The sequence below is a fragment of the Metabacillus sp. 22489 genome (assembly GCF_052044855.1).
GTDB classification, from domain to species: Bacteria; Bacillota; Bacilli; order Bacillales; family Bacillaceae; genus Metabacillus; species Metabacillus niabensis.
This window is the reverse complement of sequence record NZ_JBQENT010000045.1, coordinates 22,141-45,551: the sequence shown is the minus strand read 5'-3', so window position 1 is coordinate 45,551 and position 23,411 is coordinate 22,141. Positions and strand designations below refer to the sequence as shown.

General features: G+C 33.8%; 26 protein-coding genes and 1 riboswitch. Of the genes, 13 read left to right on the top strand and 13 right to left on the bottom strand.

All coding sequences use genetic code 11. The features are described 5' to 3' along the window. Positions 1 to 527 precede the first annotated feature (527 nt). Entirely contained in the window at positions 528 to 809 is a 282-nt protein-coding gene (locus ACTJJ9_RS21100) for a hypothetical protein (protein WP_440768858.1), read from the bottom strand. Positions 810 to 1,392: 583 nt separating this feature from the next. Beyond that, a riboswitch (cyclic di-GMP riboswitch) is annotated at positions 1,393 to 1,489 on the top strand. Positions 1,490 to 1,562: 73 nt separating this feature from the next. Between ACTJJ9_RS21100 and ACTJJ9_RS21095 the strand changes: the two genes are divergently transcribed. The 5 genes from ACTJJ9_RS21095 (at position 1,563) to arsC (ending at position 6,809) form a co-directional block, all read left to right on the top strand. Then, positions 1,563 to 2,339, top strand: a complete 777-nt coding sequence (locus ACTJJ9_RS21095) for a hypothetical protein (RefSeq protein ID WP_145581137.1) — start codon at positions 1,563 to 1,565, stop codon at positions 2,337 to 2,339. Positions 2,340 to 3,038: 699 nt separating this feature from the next. Next, positions 3,039 to 4,271 carry a cytochrome P450 gene (locus tag ACTJJ9_RS21090; protein WP_145581227.1) on the top strand — a complete coding sequence of 411 codons (1,233 nt, stop codon included), beginning with the start codon at positions 3,039 to 3,041 and terminating at the stop codon, positions 4,269 to 4,271. A 434-nt stretch (positions 4,272 to 4,705) separates the two neighbouring features. Further along, on the top strand, positions 4,706 to 5,050 hold the full coding sequence (locus ACTJJ9_RS21085; protein ID WP_145581138.1) for an ArsR/SmtB family transcription factor: 345 nt from the start codon (positions 4,706 to 4,708) through the stop codon (positions 5,048 to 5,050). A gap of 15 nt (positions 5,051 to 5,065) precedes the next feature. Then, positions 5,066 to 6,364 carry an arsenic transporter gene (locus ACTJJ9_RS21080; protein WP_145581139.1) on the top strand — a complete coding sequence of 433 codons (1,299 nt, stop codon included), beginning with the start codon at positions 5,066 to 5,068 and terminating at the stop codon, positions 6,362 to 6,364. Positions 6,365 to 6,389: 25 nt separating this feature from the next. Further along, on the top strand, positions 6,390 to 6,809 hold the full coding sequence (gene arsC / locus ACTJJ9_RS21075) for an arsenate reductase (thioredoxin) (protein WP_145581140.1): 420 nt from the start codon (positions 6,390 to 6,392) through the stop codon (positions 6,807 to 6,809). 58 nt (positions 6,810 to 6,867) lie between these two features. On the opposite strand, the gene ACTJJ9_RS21070 is transcribed toward arsC, so the two are convergent. The 4 genes from ACTJJ9_RS21070 to ACTJJ9_RS21055 form a co-directional block, all read right to left on the bottom strand. Next, positions 6,868 to 6,999, bottom strand: a complete 132-nt coding sequence (locus tag ACTJJ9_RS21070) for a hypothetical protein (RefSeq protein ID WP_255451821.1) — start codon at positions 6,997 to 6,999, stop codon at positions 6,868 to 6,870. A gap of 19 nt (positions 7,000 to 7,018) precedes the next feature. Next, the gene (locus tag ACTJJ9_RS21065; RefSeq protein WP_145581141.1) at positions 7,019 to 7,885 is read right to left on the bottom strand and encodes a permease; all 867 of its coding nucleotides are present in this window, start codon (positions 7,883 to 7,885) and stop codon (positions 7,019 to 7,021) included. Positions 7,886 to 7,902: 17 nt separating this feature from the next. After that, complete coding sequence (locus ACTJJ9_RS21060; protein ID WP_186324138.1) at positions 7,903 to 8,079, bottom strand: hypothetical protein; 177 nt, start codon at positions 8,077 to 8,079, stop codon at positions 7,903 to 7,905. Positions 8,080 to 8,339: 260 nt separating this feature from the next. Next, on the bottom strand, positions 8,340 to 8,717 hold the full coding sequence (locus ACTJJ9_RS21055; RefSeq protein ID WP_145581142.1) for an SLAP domain-containing protein: 378 nt from the start codon (positions 8,715 to 8,717) through the stop codon (positions 8,340 to 8,342). Between the two features lie 190 nt (positions 8,718 to 8,907). Here ACTJJ9_RS21055 and ACTJJ9_RS21050 point away from each other — a divergent pair, with 190 nt between their 5' ends. Continuing rightward, a complete protein-coding gene (locus ACTJJ9_RS21050; protein WP_145581143.1) occupies positions 8,908 to 9,471 on the top strand; it encodes a YkoP family protein in 564 nt (187 codons plus the stop codon). A 201-nt stretch (positions 9,472 to 9,672) separates the two neighbouring features. Here the strand turns inward: ACTJJ9_RS21050 and ACTJJ9_RS21045 are convergent, their stop codons facing one another. Then, positions 9,673 to 10,524: a metallophosphoesterase gene (locus ACTJJ9_RS21045; RefSeq protein ID WP_145581144.1), complete on the bottom strand. Its 852-nt coding sequence runs from the start codon at positions 10,522 to 10,524 to the stop codon at positions 9,673 to 9,675. A gap of 104 nt (positions 10,525 to 10,628) precedes the next feature. Here ACTJJ9_RS21045 and ACTJJ9_RS21040 point away from each other — a divergent pair, with 104 nt between their 5' ends. Beyond that, entirely contained in the window at positions 10,629 to 11,747 is a 1,119-nt protein-coding gene (locus tag ACTJJ9_RS21040; protein ID WP_145581145.1) for an MGDG synthase family glycosyltransferase, read from the top strand. A gap of 80 nt (positions 11,748 to 11,827) precedes the next feature. Here the strand turns inward: ACTJJ9_RS21040 and ACTJJ9_RS21035 are convergent, their stop codons facing one another. Then, entirely contained in the window at positions 11,828 to 12,274 is a 447-nt protein-coding gene (locus tag ACTJJ9_RS21035; RefSeq protein ID WP_440768859.1) for a CBO0543 family protein, read from the bottom strand. Positions 12,275 to 12,491: 217 nt separating this feature from the next. Beyond that, positions 12,492 to 12,737 carry a hypothetical protein gene (locus tag ACTJJ9_RS21030; RefSeq protein ID WP_145581147.1) on the bottom strand — a complete coding sequence of 82 codons (246 nt, stop codon included), beginning with the start codon at positions 12,735 to 12,737 and terminating at the stop codon, positions 12,492 to 12,494. 274 nt (positions 12,738 to 13,011) lie between these two features. On the opposite strand from ACTJJ9_RS21030, the gene ACTJJ9_RS21025 reads away from it, so the two are divergent. Beyond that, entirely contained in the window at positions 13,012 to 13,926 is a 915-nt protein-coding gene (locus ACTJJ9_RS21025) for a class I SAM-dependent methyltransferase (protein ID WP_145581148.1), read from the top strand. Positions 13,927 to 14,108: 182 nt separating this feature from the next. Here the strand turns inward: ACTJJ9_RS21025 and ACTJJ9_RS21020 are convergent, their stop codons facing one another. Further along, positions 14,109 to 14,648, bottom strand: a complete 540-nt coding sequence (locus tag ACTJJ9_RS21020) for a GNAT family N-acetyltransferase (protein WP_095299607.1) — start codon at positions 14,646 to 14,648, stop codon at positions 14,109 to 14,111. Positions 14,649 to 14,998: 350 nt separating this feature from the next. On the opposite strand from ACTJJ9_RS21020, the gene ACTJJ9_RS21015 reads away from it, so the two are divergent. From ACTJJ9_RS21015 to ACTJJ9_RS21005, 3 genes are all read left to right on the top strand, one after another. Then, complete coding sequence (locus ACTJJ9_RS21015) at positions 14,999 to 15,604, top strand: TetR family transcriptional regulator (protein WP_145581149.1); 606 nt, start codon at positions 14,999 to 15,001, stop codon at positions 15,602 to 15,604. A gap of 34 nt (positions 15,605 to 15,638) precedes the next feature. Further along, positions 15,639 to 16,382 carry an SDR family oxidoreductase gene (locus ACTJJ9_RS21010; protein WP_145581150.1) on the top strand — a complete coding sequence of 248 codons (744 nt, stop codon included), beginning with the start codon at positions 15,639 to 15,641 and terminating at the stop codon, positions 16,380 to 16,382. Between the two features lie 366 nt (positions 16,383 to 16,748). Continuing rightward, a complete protein-coding gene (locus ACTJJ9_RS21005; RefSeq protein ID WP_145581151.1) occupies positions 16,749 to 17,498 on the top strand; it encodes a glucose 1-dehydrogenase in 750 nt (249 codons plus the stop codon). 96 nt (positions 17,499 to 17,594) lie between these two features. Here the strand turns inward: ACTJJ9_RS21005 and ACTJJ9_RS21000 are convergent, their stop codons facing one another. Further along, a complete protein-coding gene (locus ACTJJ9_RS21000) occupies positions 17,595 to 18,803 on the bottom strand; it encodes an MFS transporter (RefSeq protein ID WP_145581152.1) in 1,209 nt (402 codons plus the stop codon). Positions 18,804 to 18,840: 37 nt separating this feature from the next. Beyond that, on the bottom strand, positions 18,841 to 19,818 hold the full coding sequence (locus tag ACTJJ9_RS20995) for an arginine deiminase family protein (RefSeq protein ID WP_145581153.1): 978 nt from the start codon (positions 19,816 to 19,818) through the stop codon (positions 18,841 to 18,843). Positions 19,819 to 19,926: 108 nt separating this feature from the next. On the opposite strand from ACTJJ9_RS20995, the gene ACTJJ9_RS20990 reads away from it, so the two are divergent. Further along, the gene (locus tag ACTJJ9_RS20990; RefSeq protein ID WP_145581154.1) at positions 19,927 to 20,754 is read left to right on the top strand and encodes a MerR family transcriptional regulator; all 828 of its coding nucleotides are present in this window, start codon (positions 19,927 to 19,929) and stop codon (positions 20,752 to 20,754) included. 52 nt (positions 20,755 to 20,806) lie between these two features. On the opposite strand, the gene ACTJJ9_RS20985 is transcribed toward ACTJJ9_RS20990, so the two are convergent. Both ACTJJ9_RS20985 and ACTJJ9_RS20980 read right to left on the bottom strand, forming a co-directional pair. Further along, positions 20,807 to 21,379 (bottom strand): hypothetical protein, encoded by a 573-nt coding sequence (locus tag ACTJJ9_RS20985; protein ID WP_145581155.1) that lies wholly within the window; start codon positions 21,377 to 21,379, stop codon positions 20,807 to 20,809. Between the two features lie 101 nt (positions 21,380 to 21,480). Beyond that, positions 21,481 to 22,020 carry a cysteine hydrolase family protein gene (locus tag ACTJJ9_RS20980; protein WP_145581156.1) on the bottom strand — a complete coding sequence of 180 codons (540 nt, stop codon included), beginning with the start codon at positions 22,018 to 22,020 and terminating at the stop codon, positions 21,481 to 21,483. Between the two features lie 444 nt (positions 22,021 to 22,464). Here ACTJJ9_RS20980 and ACTJJ9_RS20975 point away from each other — a divergent pair, with 444 nt between their 5' ends. Further along, a complete protein-coding gene (locus ACTJJ9_RS20975; protein WP_174880483.1) occupies positions 22,465 to 23,379 on the top strand; it encodes a helix-turn-helix transcriptional regulator in 915 nt (304 codons plus the stop codon). Positions 23,380 to 23,411: the final 32 nt, after the last annotated feature.

Below are 23,411 nucleotides of genomic sequence, written 5' to 3'. Positions count from 1 at the left end.
CCAAGATTTCCATTCAAATATTCGGTAACAATCTTTATTTTAAATTCCTCACTATATTTGGCCATAATAATACCCCCAGAAGTTAGATTTATTACTCTAACTTCTGGGGGTCGGTACCTCTTTACAAAAGAGAAAGGGCTTCTTATATTTATTCTGCCATATATACTATTACTTTTGATAAAATTCTTCAGATGAAAACCTTTCAATAAAGTGCTGATACGGATAGTATGTCTTTCCTTTCAGCTTTTGGGGCATCAGGATGCTTGCTTAACAAGTCCTTTACTTCCTCTTTGCTTAACCCTAAATAAATATACAAATCCTTTTCTTCTATTAATGTCGGATATCCAGATAGACTCCCTTTTGGATTTTTAAAATTCTTTAGTCCATCCCCTATAAAATAACCTAAAGCTGCTAACCCTAATCCTATCCAGAAAATCGATATCCATGTTGTACTCTCCTTTGAATCAAATCTATAACTTGAATATAAGTAACAAATAAGCCCATCAATCTCCTAAGCAATTCACATTCTATCCAGCATTACGTAACTTATTTTCTAAAACCCTATGTAATTTCATTTGACATTTCACATGATAAGAGCTGCTAGCAAGCTTATTAGGATTAAACTTTCCAATCAATTGCCGAACATCTTTATCATGAACAATTAGTTTTCGATATCGTTCATCTATTAAATATTCCCGGAACCATTCGTGCTTTTTTAATTGCTTTAACACACTCTCTATGTCTTCTTCATCAGCCTTTAAAAAAGGGAGATAAACAAGAATATTTAACATATCAACTAATATTGCCAATGCCTTTCCCTCCAAATTAAATCTCTTATTAAACTTTACGGTCATTCAGATAAAAGGTTTCATGTTTTTTCCATTCATTCACTTCATTAAGGTAATAAAAAAAGGGAGATATCGATTTGAAAGGACAGATGAAGGCATGTATCCAAACAATTATGGAGTACTTCCAAAATATACACACTTTTTGCAAGCATACCTTTGATTTATAAGCTAAATAACTACGGACTATGTTATCAGTAGCTTTTGCCTTTCTAAATAAAATCCTTTTTTAATAGTTCTAAAGTACAAGTAAACAGTTATAAATCTATCATATTTCTAATAAATAAAAAGCCTTATAGCTATTTACGAAAAACACGTTAACTCTTATGCTTCATTACAAACATCTTGATAAAAATCATTTGTTTTCACACTCAAAAAATGCATGATAAACTCACGATAATCAATGATTATATATTCCTATTTTTAGCGAAAATTGGCAAAATTTGTTGACGTTCAACTATTGTGTATACTACATTTGAATTATCATAGTTCTAAAATTCTTGATTCTGTGATAATAGTAGGAACGCTTTTTTCATAGTTTTTTAACGTACGATAATGGCAAACTCATTGAAAAATGGGGACGCAAAGCTAGAGGGGCTAAAGTGTAGATTTTTCATTATACACCATGCCAGCCAGTTACCGAATACGACGGAAACTCCGTCTTATTCAAGGTGGAGTTTTTTTGTTGCTTAAAAATTTTGAAGGGGGAATCGAAGCTTGACTATGCCAATGAAAGGTATCTCAGAAGATCAGACAAACACAAACATCGATATTGAAGGTGCAATAATAGCTAAAAAGCATTACGTGTATGAGGTTTTACCTGTATCAGACGAAGAGCTATTAATTGAAGTAGCTGAATGCTTAGCCAAAACATTCTCAGGTGTTAAATCTGGAAATGCCTTCATTGTAGAACCAGTCGTTTTATTATTGAAAATATCATATGAAACGATGAAAGAGTTTATTTTTGATTTCCTTAAACAAACAGTTAATCAAGGTTTAACCATCATCGCTAGAGAGAAATGTACTGGGAAAGTGATTGGAGCCGTTGCTGCCGAGTCCTTTCAGACAATAGAATTAGATCCTCCCCTACTAAAAGGTGATTTTGCTCCTTTTAATAAAATAAATCAGATTACCCGCTATTTAGTAAAAAAGTATGAGCAATATATTTACAATAAATTAGGAAGAAAAATCGTAAAGGAAAAACATATCCGTATTTTTCTAACCGGAGTGATGCTGGAAAAAAACAAAATGTACATAGCAGCCGAAATGAGGCATCTCTTAGAGGAAATTTGTAAAAATCGAGGTTATCAATATATTTTCTCAACAGCTCCAAATCACCGTTCACAGAAAATGAACGTACGATTAAATTACCACATGCCATTGGATTGTAAAGGGGTTCCGATTGCTTACTCATATGCAAAGGATCCGGTTTTAAAATACTTACCAAATGAATTAGGTGAAGATTGTAAGCTATTTTATAAACAGCTAACGTAGCCCTATATTTACTTTATAGAAAAAGAAGTCCTCAATCATTACTTTAGAGGAGGACTTCTCTCGGTATAGAAACATTTTTAAGAAACTGTACTTAGTTGGATAGGAGTTCAAGAAGAAACAACTAATCTAATTGAAGAAAATCTTCACGGTGAAAGAGAACGACGAGCAATACTGAAGCTTTCAGGTATTAAAGAAGGTATTGAAAAGTTAGCAAGAAAATTTTATGACTATGTCCTCTACTTTCAACAAGGATTCTATGATTTCGCATGATTCCATCGATGTTTTTATTATTTACTAAACTATTCATTTATCTAATATAATCCTCCATTCTCTTTCCCTTGTCTATCCCTCTCTATTATTAAACGATAGATTTCTTTTAGCATATATTATACAAGTGAAATTACACCTACAAAAGCTTAGAAATACTAGATTTTCAGGCTTCTTGTCCTATACATATTTAGAAATCCCCTTCATACTATGTACTCTTTAAGAATTTTCTTGATTAAAGTAAGGTGAAAATAGGTCACATCGAATTAAGTAGAGAATGTTTAGGATAAATCATACTATGTGACCATACTGTAACGAACGGAGGATGTAGATTCACTACAAATCAGTGTAAGATGATGCAAACTAAATTCTTGGTGCCTTCGCTACACTGATTGTCAAACTACTGTAACTTGAGGGAGGAATAAAAACATGATCACGAAAGAAGTTATTCCTGTAAATGAAATCACAAATTTCAAATCACGTGCAGAAGAGTTTTTTCCTATCAAATGGTATAAAGAGATGCTTCTCAATCACCCTGTGTATTTCCACGAAGGTACAAATACGTGGAATGTGTTTAAATATGAACACGTGAAACAGGTATTAAGCAATTATGAAGTTTTCTCAAGTGAAGGAACAAGAACAACTATTTTCGTAGGCTCAAATCACAAACAACAAAATCCTTCATCCATCACAAACCTTACAAATGTTGATCCACCCATGCATCGAAAAAGTCGTTCTTTGTTAGCAGCAGCCTTCACCCCTCGCAGTTTAAAAAACTGGGAACCTCGTATTCAACAAATTGCAAAAGAGCTTGTTGAAGAAATTCAAGAAAATTCAGTTGTAAATATTGTTGATGCCCTTGCTTCTCCATTACCTAGTCTAGTCATCGCTGACTTATTTGGCGTTCCGCTCGAAAACAGATATCAGTTTAAGAAATGGGTTGATATTCTTTTCCAGCCTTACGATAGAGAAAGACTGGAAGATATTGAATTAGAAAAGCAAAAGGCAGCGAAGGAATATTTTGAGTTTCTTTACCCAATTGTCGTACAAAAACGGGGAAATCTAACTGATGATATTATTTCTGATTTAATTCGAGCTGAAGTTGATGACGAAAGATTTACGGATGAAGAAATCGTTCAGGCAACAATGTTGCTTTTAGGTGCTGGTGTCGAAACGACAAGCCACGCGATAGCCAATACGTTCTATTCATTGCTATACGATGATCCATCGATTTATGAAGAGCTAAGAAACAAGATTGAACTTGTTCCAAATGCTGTTGAAGAAATGCTTCGTTTCCGATTCCACATGTCACGTAGAGATCGCACCGTTAAACAAGACAATAATCTATTAGGTGTTGATTTAAAAAAAGGTGATGTCGTCATTGCTTGGATGAGTGCATGTAATATGGATCCTGATATGTTTGAAGATCCATTCACGATGAATATTCATCGTGCAAACAATAAAAAGCACCTAACATTCGGTAATGGACCACACTTCTGTTTAGGCGCACCACTGGCACGATTAGAAATGAAGCTTGCACTAGAGGCATTTATTCAAAGGTTCTCTCGGATTGAAGCAGTTTCTGGGTTTGAATTAGAGAACAATTTGACAGTTTCAGCTACGGGTCAATCTCTAACAAATTTGCCAATGAAAGTTTATGAATAGAATCAATCAATAGCTAGTGCATAACTCATTTTTATTCCCCCAGTCCTCTGCGCTGCTGGGGGAGACTGTTTTTGTTATAAAAGGACATAGTCGTTTATTTATAAATATTCTTTTCCCTTTTCCAGTAATGATCGTTCACCTTTTCTCTCATTTGTTTCTTCTAATAAATTCATCAATTTTATTTGGTCCTCGATACCTTCCTGTATACTAGGCCATTTATCTACACCATTCATTTAATTTTGTAAAATTATCTTCACAAACTCCATTACTGGTAATTCTAGTAGTAGAAGTCTACACCAGCCATATTTCAACACTTCATCATCACACTTCACTTCGTTTGAACGAAGGAACAATAGGAAAAAATATATTAAGTCATTGAACATATAAGTAAATTATTATATATTAATATGCGGATGAATTCGGGAGGTGTAATAATGAAAGAAGCGACAATTGATATAGAAAAAACAGCATCAGTTTTAAAGCTTTTAGGTGACAAAACTAGATTAACAATGGTGAAAATGCTGGATTCAAATGATTGCTGTGTATGTGAATTTGTTGAGGTTTTTAAGGCAAGTCAGCCTGCCATTAGTCAACATCTTCGCAAATTAAAGGATGCTGGAATTGTCAAAGAAACGAGAAGAGGGCAATGGATTATCTATTCATTAAATAAAGATAGTGATCATTATTCTTTAGTCGAAAATATCCTTCAATACCTGCCGAATCAAGATTATCGTATCAAAGAACTAGAGGAACAAGGATTACGAATTTCATGTGAGTAATGGAGGATTAAATTCATGACATCAGTTATTTTAGCATCAGTGATTTTTATACTCACACTTACACTTGTCATATGGCAGCCAAAAGGGTTATCTATCGGTTGGTCTGCATGTGGCGGAGCGATTCTTGCTCTACTTGTAGGTGTTGTAGATTTTAAAGATGTCATTGATGTGACATCGATTGTATGGAATGCAACACTAGCTTTCGTTGCAATTATTATTATTTCACTAATCTTAGATGAGATTGGATTTTTTGAATGGTCAGCCTTACACATGGCAAGAGCCGCAAAAGGTAACGGGATTAGAATGTTTGTTTATGTTAGTATTCTCGGAGCTATTGTTGCTGCCTTTTTCGCAAACGATGGGGCTGCATTAATTCTTACACCCATTGTGTTAGCGATGGTAAGAAATTTAAACTTTAGTGAAAAAATGGTGTTCCCATTTATTATCGCAAGCGGCTTTATTGCTGATACTACTTCACTTCCATTAGTGGTAAGTAACCTTGTTAACATTGTATCAGCTGACTTTTTCAATATTGGTTTTGTTGAATTTGCATCAAGAATGATCATTCCGAACTTTTTCTCATTGGGTGCTAGTATCTTGGTTTTATATCTCTTTTTCCGTAAAAGCATCCCAAAAGAATATGACTTAACGCAATTAAAAAAACCAGTAGAAGCGATTCGCGATAAAAAGATGTTTAAATTGTCATGGATTGTTTTGGGAATCTTGCTTATTGGTTATTTTGTAAGTGAGTCATTCGGAATTCCAGTTTCTTTCATTGCTGGAATCGTTGCGATTTTCTTTCTAATGATGGCAAAAAGAAGTTCAGCCGTTAACACAAAAACCGTTATTAAAGGAGCACCTTGGGCAATCGTATTTTTTTCCATCGGAATGTACGTTGTTGTTTATAGCTTAAGAAATGTCGGTTTAACAGATGTTTTAGCTGACATGATTCAGGCTGTTGCAGACCAAGGATTATTTACAGCTACTGTTGGTATGGGTTTTATTGCAGCTATTTTATCTTCAATTATGAATAACATGCCAACCGTTATGATCGATGCGCTCGCTATTTCCGATACTAGCTCAACAGGTGTTATAAGAGAAGCGCTTATTTATGCAAATGTCATAGGTTCTGATTTAGGACCAAAGATTACACCGATAGGTTCACTGGCTACATTACTATGGCTTCATGTTTTATCATTAAAAAATGTAAAAATCTCTTGGGGAACATACTTTAAAACTGGAATTATTTTAACAATTCCAACCTTGTTCATTACCCTAGTTGGTTTATATATTTGGTTACTTATCATCCATTAAATTTACTTAAAAAGGAGCAAACAACATGGCGAAAAAAACAATTTACTTCTTATGTACTGGAAACTCTTGCAGAAGCCAAATGGCAGAAGGCTGGGCAAAAAAATATTTAGCTGAGGGGTGGAATGTATATAGTGCTGGAATTGAGGCTCATGGCTTAAATCCAAATGCTGTGAAAGCAATGAAAGAAGTGGGAATTGATATCTCAAATCAAACGTCTGATATCATTGATCCGGAAATATTAAATAATGCTGATTTAGTTGTTACTTTATGTGGAGATGCTGCAGATAAATGCCCAATGACACCACCACATGTAAAACGCGAGCATTGGGGATTTGATGACCCTGCTAAGGCTGAAGGAACAGATGAAGAAAAATGGGCTTTCTTCCAACGTGTTCGTGACGAAATTGGAGAAAGAATTGAGCGTTTTGCTAAAACTGGTGAATAACAACAAGCTAAGGTCTCCAAATCAAGGAGACCTTTCGCTTTGAATGTTCTAATGTTATCTACAATTTTTCTTTTTCCGTTTCAGCTGAACAGCAATTTTTGCTTTCTTCCTTGTTTTCTTCTACCTCTTTAATCACTACATTACAACAATTTGCATCTTTCATAGAATCCTTTTTGAATAAATTAAACATATATATTTCCCCCATTTCTTTAAATGAAATAAAAGATAAAACCTGATAATGTTGACATTGTTACCACCGATAATACAAAAGTGAAAACTAATTCCCGTTTAAAGATTGACTTTAATAAAATGACCTCAGGCAAGCTTGCACCCGCTGAGCTAATCATCATAGCCATAACAGGACCTAATGCCATCCCTTTCATAATAAGAATCTGTGAGATCGGGATCATACTTGATAATCGTATATATAATGGGATCCCTATAATTGCGGCAATTGGAATCAACCACCAATGATCATCACCAAAAGCTGTTGAAATCCATTCAGTTGGTACTAATCCATGAATGATTGCTCCTATTGCTGCACCGATAATGAGATATGGATAAACACTTTTCATTAGAGCTATTGTTTCTTCGAATGCTAATTTCATATTAAATTTTTTATTGCCTTCCTCATAACCAGACATCACAACATTTTTTACATACTTTTCAAATCCCAATGCTTCAAGAACAAAACCAATAACAATTGAGAAAATACTTGTCACTACCGTATAAACAATCGTTACCTTCCACCCAAGAACAACTCCCATGATCGTAATAATTGTTGGGTCTAGTACTGATGAAGCAAAAAGAAAAATCATGACGATTCCAAAAGGCATTTTCTTTTTCAACATATTTACTACTACTGGGATTGTAGAGCATGAGCAAAATGGTGTTATAAAAGCAAATGCGATCGCTACGAATGCAGCTAAAACTTTATTTTTACCCGACAATTTTTTCTCGATTTTTTTATAAGGGATATATCCTTGTAAAAGACTAATGAGAAAGGAAATGACGATAAATAAAACCGTTAATTCTAACGCAATAAATATAAAATTTTTAAAAGTCTCAATCCACATCCTTTATCCCCCTCTTGTTAACAGCAAGCTGTTTTACAACAAAAGATCGAATCTATAGGCTTTGTTTTTTCTTTAGCAGAAACAATTGTTTTAGAATTTAGATATGTAGCAATTGAACTACATATGGTCGAAAGCTTACCCATTTCTTCCCTTTTTAATTTTGATAATAAATGAACTTCATACTCATTAAACATCATGTCACCTCTTAAAACAAATTATTTTGATATATTAATCAAAAAAAATTGATATTTTACTCAAAAATTTTTTAATCTACAAATAGTGTTTCACAAACAATAACTGGTTCACATCATCAATTAATTCCACATACAAACTTTTCTTAAATCAATTTTTTTTGATATTTCAACTATATATCCAAAATTTTCTGATGTCAATCTATTTAATCAAAAAAATTTGATTAAATTATCATTCACACCTATAGAGCATTCAGCCTAAATTAAACAATTTCTAATCGCCCATTCTCAAAAGCAGTCTGTTGTTTATAACTTCCCTTTGGAAAAATAAATGTCCAGGGCATACTAACCTTTGCTGGGATTACAAGTGTAGGGATAGTGAAGTTCTTATCTGCCATGACCTCACTATGCACACGGTAAAGCAATCTTACGTTATGAAAGGTATGCGGATTATCAGTAAAATTGTGAACCAATACCGTTACGAGCAGCGCCTCTTTATGGTTAATCGCTTCTCGAATCGGAGTGCAAATAATATCGGAATCGGGAGCATGTTTTGTTTCATTAAAAATTGTTTCTATATGTTGTCGGTCCTGTTCAGCTATTGCTTTTTCCCAAGACGCTTCAAATTGTAATTGCTGCATGACGAAAACCACCTCTTGAAGATTAAGTTTATCATACTTCTACGGTTTTCCTTCAATAATAAAAATAACAGTTACATGCATTTCGTCATCATTCTGCCACACAGTTCAATATTACACAAATTACCATACATCAAATAATACGCTTATACAAAAAAATAGATAGTAGGAAAGGTAAAGGAGAAGGAGAAAGATGAGAGAGTATATCATCTCTATTTGGAATCTAATAGACCCTCTATATTATCAGTTTACACGGCTCACATACCTTCCATCTAAAGAAGGGAATATCTTTCGGGTTCGATTAACGAAATATAAAGGCAAGAATATCGTTCTAGCAGATGGCACAGAAATAAACAAAAATGATACGTTAGTTAAGATTCACCTTCATAACGTCAGATTATTAAAGGAATTTAAAACGACAAAAAGTGAGCTTAAGAAAGCCAAAACCATTTATCGATATGTTCAAAAGTCATTACCTGAAATTAACCTTTATATTCAAAATCATCCACAATCGAGTCAAATTAAAGGGATTATCGGAATTACTACATTAAACAAAGGCTGTAAACGGCTTGGCTTTGAAGTCTTTTCCATATCACATCCTGTCTACCAGTGGTTCAAACGGCTTGCATTTTTACCGATTGAGCTAATATCTAGTAACAATTCATTGTGGCATGTGTTAAAGAACCATAAACCAAGTTACTTAATTATGTCTATAGACAAATTATCAACGATGTACAGAATGAATAACAGCGAATAGTCAATAAGAAAAGCGCAAGCGCCTTGATCAGCCCCGACAAGCATAAGGCGATTTGGAATAGAAGGCGTTCTTTGCCTTCAATTCCAAATTGCCTAGACCCTAGAGGGGCTAGGCGCTGGAGCTAGACACTAAAACTAAGTTCAAAATGTTATACTTTCTTACCTTGTAAAAAAGGAAAAAGCGATCCATATCGCTTTTTCCCTAAATCGCTTTTACTGCTTCACTTGAAACTCTTCCTAATGATAGCTTATGAAGAGTGATTTCAGGTCTGCTTCCTACGCGGATGTTTACACCTGTCTGACCAAGTCCTTCATTGATATAAAACGGTTTTCCATCATGATTATGAAGTCCTTTTATCATATTCATACGGGCAAGTTTGCCCATTTTTGCTAGATGATATGCCTTTGGATAGCAAATTTGTCCACCGTGAAAATGGCCTGCAAGCAAATAATCAAAATGATAGTTTTTCATTTGCAACACGATATTAGGGTCATGAGTAATGACTAGATTGATACCTGATTGAATTCCTTTATAGGAAGCTTCAATATTGCTTCGTTTTGTACTAAAGTCATCAATCCCAATAATATTGACGAAAGTACCTTTAGCAGAAATGATATCATGTTGATTTTTTAATACTTTGCAATTATATTTCACAAGGGTATCAATTAACGTTTGCAGGTCTGGTTGCTTTAAAACATAATCATGGTTACCCAATACGGCATAGATACCATAGGTTGACTTTAATTGATTGAGTTTCTCTAAATATGGGATAAGCTTCGGAATCGTACGTTTCCGATCTAAAAAATCTCCCGTAAGGACGATTAAATCAAGTTGTTCATCTTTTAGCATCTCGTAAATCCCATCAGGAGAAATCGATATATTTTCTAAATGTAAATCCGAAAGCTGCAAAATCGATAATGTTGAATCATCTTCGTTCGATCCTTCGTTACTGATTTCGATTCGATTAACGACAACATCTTTCGTATTATTATTCGCTTTTTTAATTAGGGCATAAAGAAAAATTACTACAACAGTAATGAAAAATATACTCAAGATAATGCCTCCTTCCTATTCATTATATAGGAAAAAGACTACTAATTTTACAAGAAATAGATGGTAAATACTTTATCCCTTCTCTACTAGGCTTATGGAGGTGTATGATGAAAAAAGTTTTATTTCTCCCTTTTTTACAAATTCCATCTGGTCACCATCAGGCGGCAAATTCTTTAATTGACGGGATTAGACAAATCGATCCAGCTATTCAGTGTGATAAAGTTGATATACTCAGCTATAGCTACGGTAAGATGGAAAAAATCATTTCGAGCATATACTTAAAATGGATCCATTCATTTCCCCAAATATACAATTCCATCTATAAGACGGCTGTCTACAAAAATATTGAGGTCAATAAACGATATCGTTTGTATGAACTGCTTTTTCTCACGTTTATGAAAAAGCTTTTGGCAGAAAAGCAGCCAGATTTGATCATATGTACACATGCATTACCATCCTATATGCTCAATTATTTAAAACAAAGACATGACTTACAAATTCCTATCATTAATGTGTACACAGATTATTTTATCCACAGCTTTTGGGGAATCGAGCAAATCGACTTCCATTTCGTTCCAACTCAGCAAATGAAAGAATATTTAATACAACGAAAGATCAATGAAGACAATATTTTCATTACCGGAATACCGACACATCCAAAAATAAAAAAACAGCTAGAGCCACCTGAATATAAAAGGAATTCGCTATCAACGGTGCTCATTTCAGGTGGGAATCTTGGAGTTGGCGGTTTAGAAAACTTGTTACATCATCTACAGGAGATTCATTCTAAGCCACGAATCCAATTTTTTGTGTTATGTGGGAAAAATAGAGCGTTATATGAAAAAATAAAAGGGCTGGGAACTAATTATATCATCCCATATCCATATATTAGCTGCAGGGAGAAAATGAATGAGCTTTATAATCAAATCGATGCCATTTTAACAAAACCCGGAGGCATGACAATAAGTGAAAGCCTATTTAAAAGAAGACCAATCTTTATTTACGATGCTCTACCAGGACAGGAGCAAATCAATCTCTCTCAACTAAAAGAGGATGGTCTAGTCTTTCATCTAGACAAGGAAAATATATATGAGCAAATCCTTTCAATCCTTCAGAATGAGGAGAGCTTGCATCAGTATCAAAATCGGATAGACAATTTTCATACACATATCCACGAAAAAGAGCCTTCGGAGATTATTGCAGAGATTTTACAGCGACATTAACGTGAAATCGAGATTAATTTATAGTGTGGTGGTCACCGTGAAAGGTGATCATCATACTTTTTTCAATCCGAAATCCCTTTCTAGAGTATAATTCTTTTTAAATAGACATGGTAAAGATAAATCAAAACATATGGTACTAAATAGGAAAAGAACGTATAAAAGGAATTCCATCCGTTCCCATAATTCACCATCCCATAGTAAACATAAATCGATTCGAGCAAAGTTGTAACTATAGTCATAAAAAAAATAAATAAATAAGGATGCTTATACTTTTTAATAAAATAAATCAAGTAACTTGCTAAAACTGGATAAACCCCAAAATTAAAAAGTAATGCTGATAAGGTTTTTTGTTCAGGAAAAGGGAAAACCTCCCAAAAACCGAAATAAAACCCGAATTCGTTTATCGTAAAAGCAAGAATACTGAAGGCCGGACCAATTAAAGGGATTACCTGTTTATCCTTTTTATAAAGATGATAAATACCAACAATCCATGGGAGTAAAAACACTAGAACGAAATGTAAAAAGATCATTTATCCATTCCTTTGTATCATAAGCTTCATAACATTATGCCAAACAGCAGTCCAGTAAGTTGCAAATATGTATTTCCTTACCAATGTAATATCTTCATTATTATTGTATAAAGTCGCTTTAATTATCCTTTTATCATGTCAGCCAGTTAACAAAAAAATACCAGCATCTCATTTGATGCTGGAAAGGTTAAGAAATAAAAAAAACGGATCAAAACTACGTCACATTACTTGGTACAAATTTGGTTTGAGGCTTTTGTTCACCTTCGATAATCGTATTTTTGTGTTTTTCAATATCTTCACTTTTTAATAATTGTACTTGCTGATATTGTCTACTTTGTTCATTTACTGAATGAATCCATCTAAAGAAATTTGTTCTTCTTATGAAACGAGCATGTGGATCAAAAAAAGTTCCGGAACAACCATAAGGTACTATAATCGGTAATAACAATGTAACAAACATAACAATCTCCTCTCTTTTTTCTATAATAATGTATGTTTATCGGATGAGAATTGATTTATCAAAAGATTAGAAAAAATTGATTTGTTTTTCGAAATAACTTTACTTCAATGGTATTTAAAAAACTTTGGATTCGTTTTATCTTTACAAAGCAAATAAAGAGCAAAATAATTGACAAAAAAATCTATTTATGCTATAATTTACAATTAATATTTTAATGTTTATAATAAGATTCTCCTGGCCAGGGGAATCTTATTTTTTTATTGGAGGAAATGGAATGAAGCAAAATGAATCCAGTTTAACTTCCTTAGTATCGGCATTCGGGCGAGCATATCACAGTAAATGTGACACACCGAAAATTTTTGATGATTACATCGCAAAGGATTTAATTTCTCAAGAAGAGTTTTCAGCTATTAGTAATAACATGATTGAAGGAATTCAGTTTTTTAACAGTGAGATCGGGCAAAGGTTTAAAGATAATCGAGAAGAAATCTTAAAATGGGTAACACAAGTCCAGCTATCCCCAACACCGTTAGCACGTGCAGCATTTTGCGAAAATGTATTATTTAATGAAGTGAACTTAGGATTAAAGCAGTATGTCATACTTGGAGCTGGATTAGATACATTTGCTTTTCGACATCCAGAATTGGAAAACAGCCTAGAAATATTTGAAATTGACTATCCAGCAACACAACAAGTTAAAAAGAAAAGGCTGGATAATGCTCAATTTAATATCCCAAAAAATCTCCATTTTGTTTCAATGGATTTTACTGCTGCATTTTCTCATCAAGAGTTAATCAAACAAGGGTTTGCTAACAAAAAAACGTTCTTTAGTCTTTTAGGTGTTTCCTATTATTTAACGAAAGAGGAAAATGAGCGTTTGCTGAATGATTTATTTGCTCTCGTCCCATCAGGCAGCTCAATCGTATTTGATTATGCAGACGAAAAGCTCTTCGAAGAAAAAGGCCTGTCAAATAGAGTTGCAAACATGGTGAAAATGGCTGCAGCAGGTGGTGAACCAATGAAGTCGAGCTTCACTTATAATGAAATTGAGAGAATACTAGAAAAATCTGGTCTATTAATTTATGAGCATTTGTCACCAGCTTCAATAAATGATCGTTACTTTCAAAATAGGACTGATTATTTAACTGCATTCGAGACGATTCATTATATCCATGCTGTAAAGAAATAAATTTTCCTTTTAAAAAGCCTCTCAATAATGAAGTTGAGAGGCTTTGTTTAATACTATTAGACTACCGTTCACGTTTGCTTTATTCATAATTAAAATCAAGTCGCCTATGCTATTTAAATTAACAGTATATTCCCTTCTACTATTTTTCCTTCATTCATTTGCTTATTGTTAGGCAATTATTTTCAATGTTTCAATGAATGATAAATGGAATAGTCCACTTCACCCGAGATGTTTGCCAGCCCATTTTCACATAACTCCAATGCCATTAAATTTTCAGCAGTAGGTGGTAAGTTTTTCTTTGAGGCAAATATGCCAAACTCAGTTGATGTTTTAAACCCAAACCGTCGATAATAGTTAAAATCCCCTTCAACTATTATTCCTTTAAAACCCATATTAGAAGCTAATTTAATTCCTTCCTGTAGCATAAACTTCCCAACACCTTGTCGTTGTTTATGAATAGCGACAGAAACTGGAGATAACATCAACATTTCATTTTCATCCTCATTACTTAGCGGAAATTTTGAAAGCATAAAATGTCCGATAATCTCTCCCCTCTCCTCAGCAACTAAGTCTAACTGAGGGATATAATATTGTTTTTCTCGAATTTCTCTTACAAGAGATTTTTCAACAGCACCATCTGAATAATTGGTATTTTTGAAGATTTCATAAACAAAGTCCTCAATAAGCCGATATTCTTCCTTTTTCACAGCTCTTATAATCATTATTGAACCTCCATTCCCTAATATGGGATTTATAAAATTAATTCCTTTATTCAATTTTTCTACTCCCTTTATTTAATCAATACAGATAGCAGAATATTCTCCTCCGTTTTTAGGTTCGAGAAACGAGTTACTATTTCCTTTTAAAGCAAGATGTCAAGGAGAGAAACCGTAAAAGAATACGTTTAAATGTTTCCTTAATAACAAATGACAAAAAATAATATTTGTCATTTGTTACGCGTTGTGTCATTCTCAAAACAACTAGAAAACCACTGTTATTACAATTTAATGCTTATAGTTTCAATGAATATTCAACGTGCAAACAAACTACGAGAGAGGGTAATTAAGAAATTATGGATAAGAAAAGCGGCATATTGAGTAGGAAAGACATCTTAGACGCAGCCGAGAAAACTCTTCGTCGTTACGGCCCAAAAAAAACATCGGTAACAGATGTAGCAAAAGAACTAAATATGAGCCATGGCTCGATTTACAGGCATTTTCCGAATAAGTCAGCTTTAAAAGAAGCAGTTACAGAAAGATGGCTTGAAGAGGAAATTATGATACCTTTGCGCAAGCTTTTAAAATCTGAAGAAACATCCCCGAATCATTTGCTAAAGGATTTTTTTCTCAAGCTTATTTCTCTAAAGCAAAACCATGCAAAAAATGATGAAGAGATGTTTGAAATGTATGCGGAAGTGACAGGTGAAGCAACCGAACTTATCACGAACCATGTTAACTGCATCATTGAAATGTTAAATCAAATCATTGAGAAGGGGATAAATTTAAACGTCTTCAAACCTGTAGCAGATAAAGAGGTTATATCCCGTTCTATTTTTTATGCGACAGCAAGATTTCATCACCCTTCCCATGCCTATGAATGGAAAAATAGTAAAAGGATCCGAGAGGAATTTGAACAGGTTTGGGATCTGATACAAGATGGCTTCACTATCTCAAACTAGTTACATTGAAATATTAAATGAAAGAGGGTAAAACATGTCAACTAATTTAAGCGGAAAAACGGCAATTGTAACTGGTGCTTCTCGTGGAATTGGAAATGCTGTAGCTAAACACTTGGCAGATTTAGGTGCTAAGGTTGTTATTAATTATTCAAGTAGTTCCGAAAAAGCTAACGAAACAGTAAAGCAGATTAAAGAAAAAGGCGGTGAAGCAATTGCATTGCGAGCCGATGTCAGCAAAACAAGCGAGCTTGAAAAGTTATTCACAGAAACAATCCATGCCTTCGGGAAACTAGACATTCTTGTTAATAACGCCGGATTAATGGTAACGAAGCCCCTGCTGGAAATAACCGAGGAGGATTTTGATCGGCATTTTGCACTTAATGCAAAGGGAACCTTTTTTGCTTGTCAATTGGCGATGAAGCATATGGAAATGGGTGGACGTATCGTGAATCTATCTACTTCTGTGAACGGACAAATGTTTCCAGGCTACAGCCTTTATGCAGGAACAAAAGGAGCAGTCGAACAATTCACACGACAATTGGCTAAGGAATTCGGCCCTAAACAAATTACAATCAATGCCGTGGCACCTGGACCGGTGAACACCGAGCTCTTTACAGTCGGAAAAACAGAACAGCAAATCGATGCTTTAAAACAGATGAATGCATTTAACAGACATGGAGAACCAGAGGATATTGCTCGTGCCATCGAATTATTAGTAAACCCAGAGTCGCAATGGATTACTGGACAGACAATTCGCGTAAACGGCGGATTTATTTAAAGAGTATATTTAGCTGCCAGGGTATCGGCAGCTTTTTACTTTTTACAAACTGTTTTTGCTTCCTTTCACGGTATTTTTACGTTCCTTCTTAGTCTTCATACTATACTTGCATGAACAAATCCCCCTGTAGTATCTAATAGGTTACCAAAACAAACGGTAACCAAATGATGAAAGCACCTTTAAAAATCCTTACTTGATTCCTCAAATGAAATAAGCGTAAGGCGTGAAATGACCACATCTTTTATTTTTGTGATATAGTTAAATTGTACTAAAGGAGAACGTTACGGGAGAAATCATATTAAGTAATAAGTAGGTTATTATAATGATAACTAACCATTTAAGGGGCAATTTCAGGAGGTTTTATTTATGAGTAAAGTCGCGATTATTACAGGTGCTGGTAGTGGACTAGGACAAGCTACAGCAGTTCGCTTAGCTGAAGAAGGCGTGAACATTGTTGCTGTAGATGTGAGCGAAAAGGGCGGAAATGAAACAGTTGAATTAGTGAAAAAGCTTGGTGTAGAGTCGATCTTTATTAAAGCAGATGTCTCTAAAGCAGCGGAAGTAAAAAAATATGTTGATGAAACAGTTGAACGTTTCGGAAAAATCGATTACTTCTTCAATAATGCTGGTATCTCTGGTAGTGGTAAATTCTATTTAGATACAACGATCGATGAAATCGAGCAAATTGTTGGGATAAACTTAATGGGAGCTCTTTACGGAGTACGTTATGTTGCAGAAGTTATGCTAAAAAACGGCGGAGGGTCAATTGTTAACACTGCATCAAGTGCTGGTGTTATCGGTCAAGACTCAGTTGTAACTTATTCTGCTACTAAACACGCAATTGTTGGGATTACAAAAAGTATGGTTGCTGAATATGCGAAAGATGGACTTCGCGTTAATGCGATTGCCCCAGGACCAACTGAAACACCAATGGTTAAAGCGTTCTATGAAGCAAATCCAGAAATGAAGGCTAACGCAACAGGCGGTATTCCACAAAAACGTTTAGGTACTCCAGAAGAAGTTGCTGAGCTGGTTACGTTCTTATTAACATCAAAAGCTCAATACATTAACGGTGAAGTTATTCGTATTGACGGTGGATTCACCAACACAAAATAATATTAGACGAAAAAAACTCGCCACTAAAAAAATGGCGAGTTTTTTGTATTATGGCTTTTATGTCTTGATTTAATCCATTATTTATTGATATTTAGCCTATGAACTTGCATTTGAAAATTCACTTAAAGACTTCTCTTTCCATGCAATCGTAAGACCTAATCCAATCATCAGAACGATTCCTGCAAAGATGTAAGGATAATGAATGTTAACATCAAATAAAATGCCACCTAGAGCTGGTCCAAAAATATTCCCTAAGCTAGTATAAGTGGAGTTCATCCCCGTAACAAAACCTTGTTGATTCCCCGCCGCTTTAGATAAAAACGTAGTTAAGGCTGGACGTAACAAATCAAATGCAAGGAAGATTATACAAGTTACAATTAAAACAGCTAAAAATCCAGATATAACTGTAGAAACGAACGATAAGAGACCACCTATAATTAAACAAAACTGAATCAGCCTTTTTTCTCCAATTTTGTTGACTAATTTTCCAAATAATAAGATTTGAATGATTACGGCAACAATGGAACTAAACGTTATAATCGTTGCAATATTTTTAGGTGTAAATCCAAATTTATGATCTGAAAATAAGCTAAAAACAGTTTCGTAGGCAGATAGCCCAAATGCTAATACAAAGACGATTATAAATGCAACTATATATGTGGGATTCATTGACTTTTTAAAGTCTTTAAAGAAAGTTGACTCCTGACCATTTGAAGTATTCATCCCACGCTCTTCTTTTGACAAAGGTTCTTTTAAAATAAAAATCGAGGTTATTGCAGCTAAACATGCAATAGCAGCAGCAAAGAAAAATGGCATCCGTATGCCAAAGTCAGCAATAAATCCTCCAACTCCAGGTCCAATAATAAAGCCAGTGCTGATCGCTGCAGATACATAGCCCATCGCTTTTGATCGTTCCTGGATTGTCGTAATATCCGCTACATATGCTGTAACTGCAGGCATAATAAACGCTGCACTAATTCCACCTAAAATCCGTGATAAATAAAATATCGATACATGAGTTCCTAATCCGAAAATCAGCTCTGACAGACTAAAAATAAATAATCCCGAGACGATCATTATTTTTCTTCCAACTCTATCTACCCATCTTCCCGCAAAAGGAGAAATAATCAGCTGTGATACTGCAAATACAGCAACAAGATACCCCATTGAACTACCGGATAAATTCATAACACTCAAAAATGAAGGCATTATTGGGATGATTAGACCCATCCCAAGAAATGCAATGAAAACATTACTTAACAATATAACTAAAATCATTTTTTGTTCTTTAATTGGCTTTTTCATATTATATTTCCCTCATTCATTTCTTTCTCTTATATACTTAGTCATTACTTCTGAAAAGAGGTTGTGTACTACATCTAAAAGCTCCTCCGAAACTTCTAGATATTTTATAATCTACATATTCGACAGTCATCCCTCTTTTTTCTAATTCCTCACCTATAAATTTAAATTCTCGGTCTGTTATATATACATTTTCATTTATCGGAAGACCGTTTGTAGCTAGCTTTGATGCATCTTCTAGTGTTACATTTATTTTATCCCAATCTTTAAGCTGCTTCGGTATACCTTCTAATAATGCGTCTTCACAAACGATCATTAACCCTTCTCTAACTAAACTTAATGCACAGTCAAGATGAAGGATTGTCGGATGAAGAGGAACCTCAACTACTTCATATCCATAATGGCCAACTAAACGTTCAAGCCATTTAATCCCATTCTCATTTGATGCAAGCCCTGACCTACCTACAAAAATCGTTTTGTTTAAGACGAGAATATCTCCACCTTCTAGAAATGGACCGTCCTCTGATTTTGGACCTTTAGATATATCTGGTTTTGGAATCGATAAATATAAACACTCATTTTTATTGGATTCGGTCACTAAAATATCTCTAACAGGTAAGACCTCATTTCTTCGATGCGGAAACCTTAAAGAACCTTCTATTAAAAAATGGCCAATTGTAAAAAACGGATCTCGTACAAAGAAGTTACTGTAGCCATCTTCTTTCCCTAATTCTTTTTCATAATCTGTTAACAGTCTAGGAACCGTTACTTCTACATGATATTTCTCTAAAACTTTTTTAAAATTTTCCCTTTCCTCTTCCCACATTTTTTGTTTGTCAGGAAATACATCTTTATAGTTTTTTCCTGATATATCTTTCCCGCTATATAGATCACTTTCCTCTTCAGCCAAGAATTTTACTTCTTCAGGATCTATTTTTACAGGAAACGCTACTTCCGACTGAGCCATTACAACTCTTTTCAAAGGAGCAAACTCACTTTCAACAAAAATGTTATTCATAAATAAACCCCCACAATTTGTCAACGATTGGTAGTTGATCCTAGTATTTATTATCCTTACCTTTTTAATACTAAGGTGTAGTGTTACACTATAGTCAAGGAGGAGCTTATGAATAATTTAACTAGTAAAGGATATTTTTCAACAGCTGAGTTCGCAAAGCTAATTGGCGTAACAAAGCATACGTTATTTCATTACGATAAAATGGGAGTCTTTTCTCCAGAAGTTAAATTGGATAATGATTATAGACTCTATTCCTATACTCAAATAGATGCCTTTTTAGTCATCTCCACTTTAAAAGAGTTGGGCATGAGTCTTAAAGAAATAAAAAATTATTTGGATAAGAGAAATCCCGAGGATTTTATCTTGCTCCTAGAAGAAAAAGAAAAAGAAATGGAAGAAAAAATCAAGAAATTAATGCAAATGAAGAAACATATTTCTAATAAGGCTAGTCTAACGAGGGAGTCTCTCTCAATTCGCGAAAATCATATTTTTATAACAACAGAAGAAGAGGAATGGATGCTTGTAACGAATATACTTGAAGCAGAAGATACGAGGGATATGGGGATTCTCATAAGCAATCATATTTCAAATTGTAAAAATCAAGGATTATTTACCCCAAGTTCAATTGGCCATATCATTCATATTCATGATGTGAAAGCAAAGGATTATCTTAAATACTCATACTTATTCACTAAGATTAGCCATAATAAGGACGAAAAGAAAATTCATCTTAAAAGTGCGGGAAGATATTTAAATATATTCCATAAAAACGGATTTTTCTCTACTAGTAAGGCATATGAAAACTTACTTGAGTATGCTCAAAAAAATAATCTAACACTGGACAGCTATTTTTATGAAGATATAATATTAGACGAATTATCTGTGAATAGCTATGATGACTATACATTAAAAATTTGTATAAGAATTTTATCCTAAACATGCAATTTAGAAATACGATACCTCATATTGATGTATCGTACCCGATTGCTCATGAGGGATTTTTGATTTCCTGAAGCAATAATTCCAAATCATCTTTCAGATTACTTCTTGCCTGTAAATCAAATTCTCCCTGCACTTCTTGTATAGGATATTTTTGTTTATGGATTATATAATGTTTTAGTTTTAAAAAAGTCGTTAAAGGAAAATCAGCATTATACCATGCTTCTCTATAACCGATAATTCCGTGTCTTTTTATTAATGCATCTAGTTCTTTGAGTACACTCAGTAAAAAGTCATCATAGGGGTATTCCGTTTTTATTAATGTTTTAGTGTTATCTTTGCATAATTCATCTTCATAATAATCGGCTTTTATCATCAGTTTATTATGTTCTTTTAATTCAAAAGTCCAAACAATTCCCTCTGGCTCTCCCTCCCATTCACACTCAGTTTTTTTTCTTACTTCATCTTTTGGAACACAAAAAGTGTTTAAATCCATCAGTGCTCTAAGAAAATCACTTAAACAATCCGTTAAATAACTTGCTGTAAATACTAATTTCTGCCCATTAATTTCAACGATACAAGTAGCCCATCCAATTCCACTAAGATAATATTTGAACTCCACTTCTCTCACCTATTTCGATATTTATAACTAGCTTTTAACCTTATTCTTAAAGAAAATCGTCTTAATGCTAAAGACTTGTTCAATAAATTAATATAGAAGCATTATTTTAATAATAAGGATGAGCTTACTATAGTTGCTCCTAACCTCTCAATTTTACGAAGAGCATTATTCTTTTTTTTATCATTCGCACCTGCTATGCCATCTTCAATTAGAGTAACTGTCAAATCATTTTGTAGAGCACCTTTCACAGTCGCTAAAACACACCCTTCAGCAAATAAACCGACAACGTATACATCCTTTATATGATTATCCGCGATGTATCGAACTAAACTAGAATTGCTAAAAGCGTTCCCTTGTTTTTTTGAGAAATATAGATTACCTACAATTTTAAGCTGTTCATTTAGCTTTGCCCCTTCACTACCTTTTAAAGAAGCATTTTTGCGAAACCAGTTTGATATATATTGATTTTTTTCAAACTCATTTCCTATATAGATAATATGTATCTTTTCTTTCAAAGCCTTTTCGATAACATTATTAATACACGTTATCATCGGCATTACTTGATTTTTTGCTACTGGCATCCGGGCATTGTCATTAGTAAAATCGTTTTGAACATCTAACACCAATAATGCTGCTTCCATATACTCACCCTTTACCTATATCTATGTGTTATTTAAAAGCTTAAAAAATCTAAAAATCCTTTCTTCCATAACCAAAAGCAGATCCCTCAACATCTAAATACTAAACAACAAAATGATTGAAGCTGTTACCAGCAAACCATAAAAAGCTTTTAAATCTAGTATAATAGTAAAGAATAACCAAGTGAAAAAAGGAAAAGAAATAAATTCCTTAAAAAAATTCAAGACTTTTTCATCTGTGTTTTCTATTATCCAGATTAATTTTACAATCGTTTTTAATTACGTTCATTTAACGAAAAAGTTTCATATGCCCATTCAATCCTTCTCTTCTGCCAATATTGTTTAAGTACAAAGTGTACAACCTGACTATTATCCAATTAAAACGTCTTGTTCCGTAAGAAACAAAGGCAAGAGAATCGTTTAATGAATGAAGAAAGGAAATGAAAATTGAAATTAGAACGTTTAATATCCATCATATTCAAGCTCTTAAACAATGAAATCTTGTCGGCTTCTAGTTTAGCTGATGAGTTTCAAGTATCAACACGGACTATTTATAGAGACATTGAAGCTATTTGTGCGGCCGGAATACCTGTCGTTTCTTACCATGGAACGAACGGCGGGTTCGGTATTATAGAAGGTTATAAATTTGATAAAAGCTTAATTGGTTCTTATGACATAGTGAATCTAATTACAGTATTAAGTAGTTTATCGAGTATTTTTGAAGATAAGGAAGTTGAGCATACGATAGAAAGATTAAAATTGCTTGATACAAGTGGAAACAATAAAACTTTATCTGTTGACTTAGAAAGCTATAGAACAGAATCGAATTCGTTAATGGAATTGCGAAAGGCAATTCATGAAAAAAGGGTAATCCGCTTTGATTATGTTAGTTATAAAAACGAATTTACATCACGTGAATTAGAACCTATTCATCTTCATTATAAGTTTAATAACTGGTATTTATATGGTTATTGCAGGGAACGTCAGAATTATAGAGAATTTAGAGTGTCGCGTATGATGAGGATTACCCTGACAGAAGAAAGGTTTCTACAGAATCACGAAATGAAAGGTGATTCATCTTATTCAAACGGCAATCTTCAAGGATTTGAGGATGTAGTCATCTGGGTGAATCCTAACTCCTTAGCTAATGTATTAGACCAATTCCAAAATTCTTCAAAAGTCATGAATAGTGATGGAAGTATGATATTTACTATTTCTGTTTATCAACCACTGAATGCTGGTTGGCTTATATCGATTCTTTTAAGCTTCGGTAGTGGAATTAAAATTATACAACCAGTGGAACTGCAATCCATTTTAATAGATGAAGCAAGAAAAATAATAAAAGTTTATGAAGATATATGACAGGCTGCTGTCATATATCTTTTTTTATAATA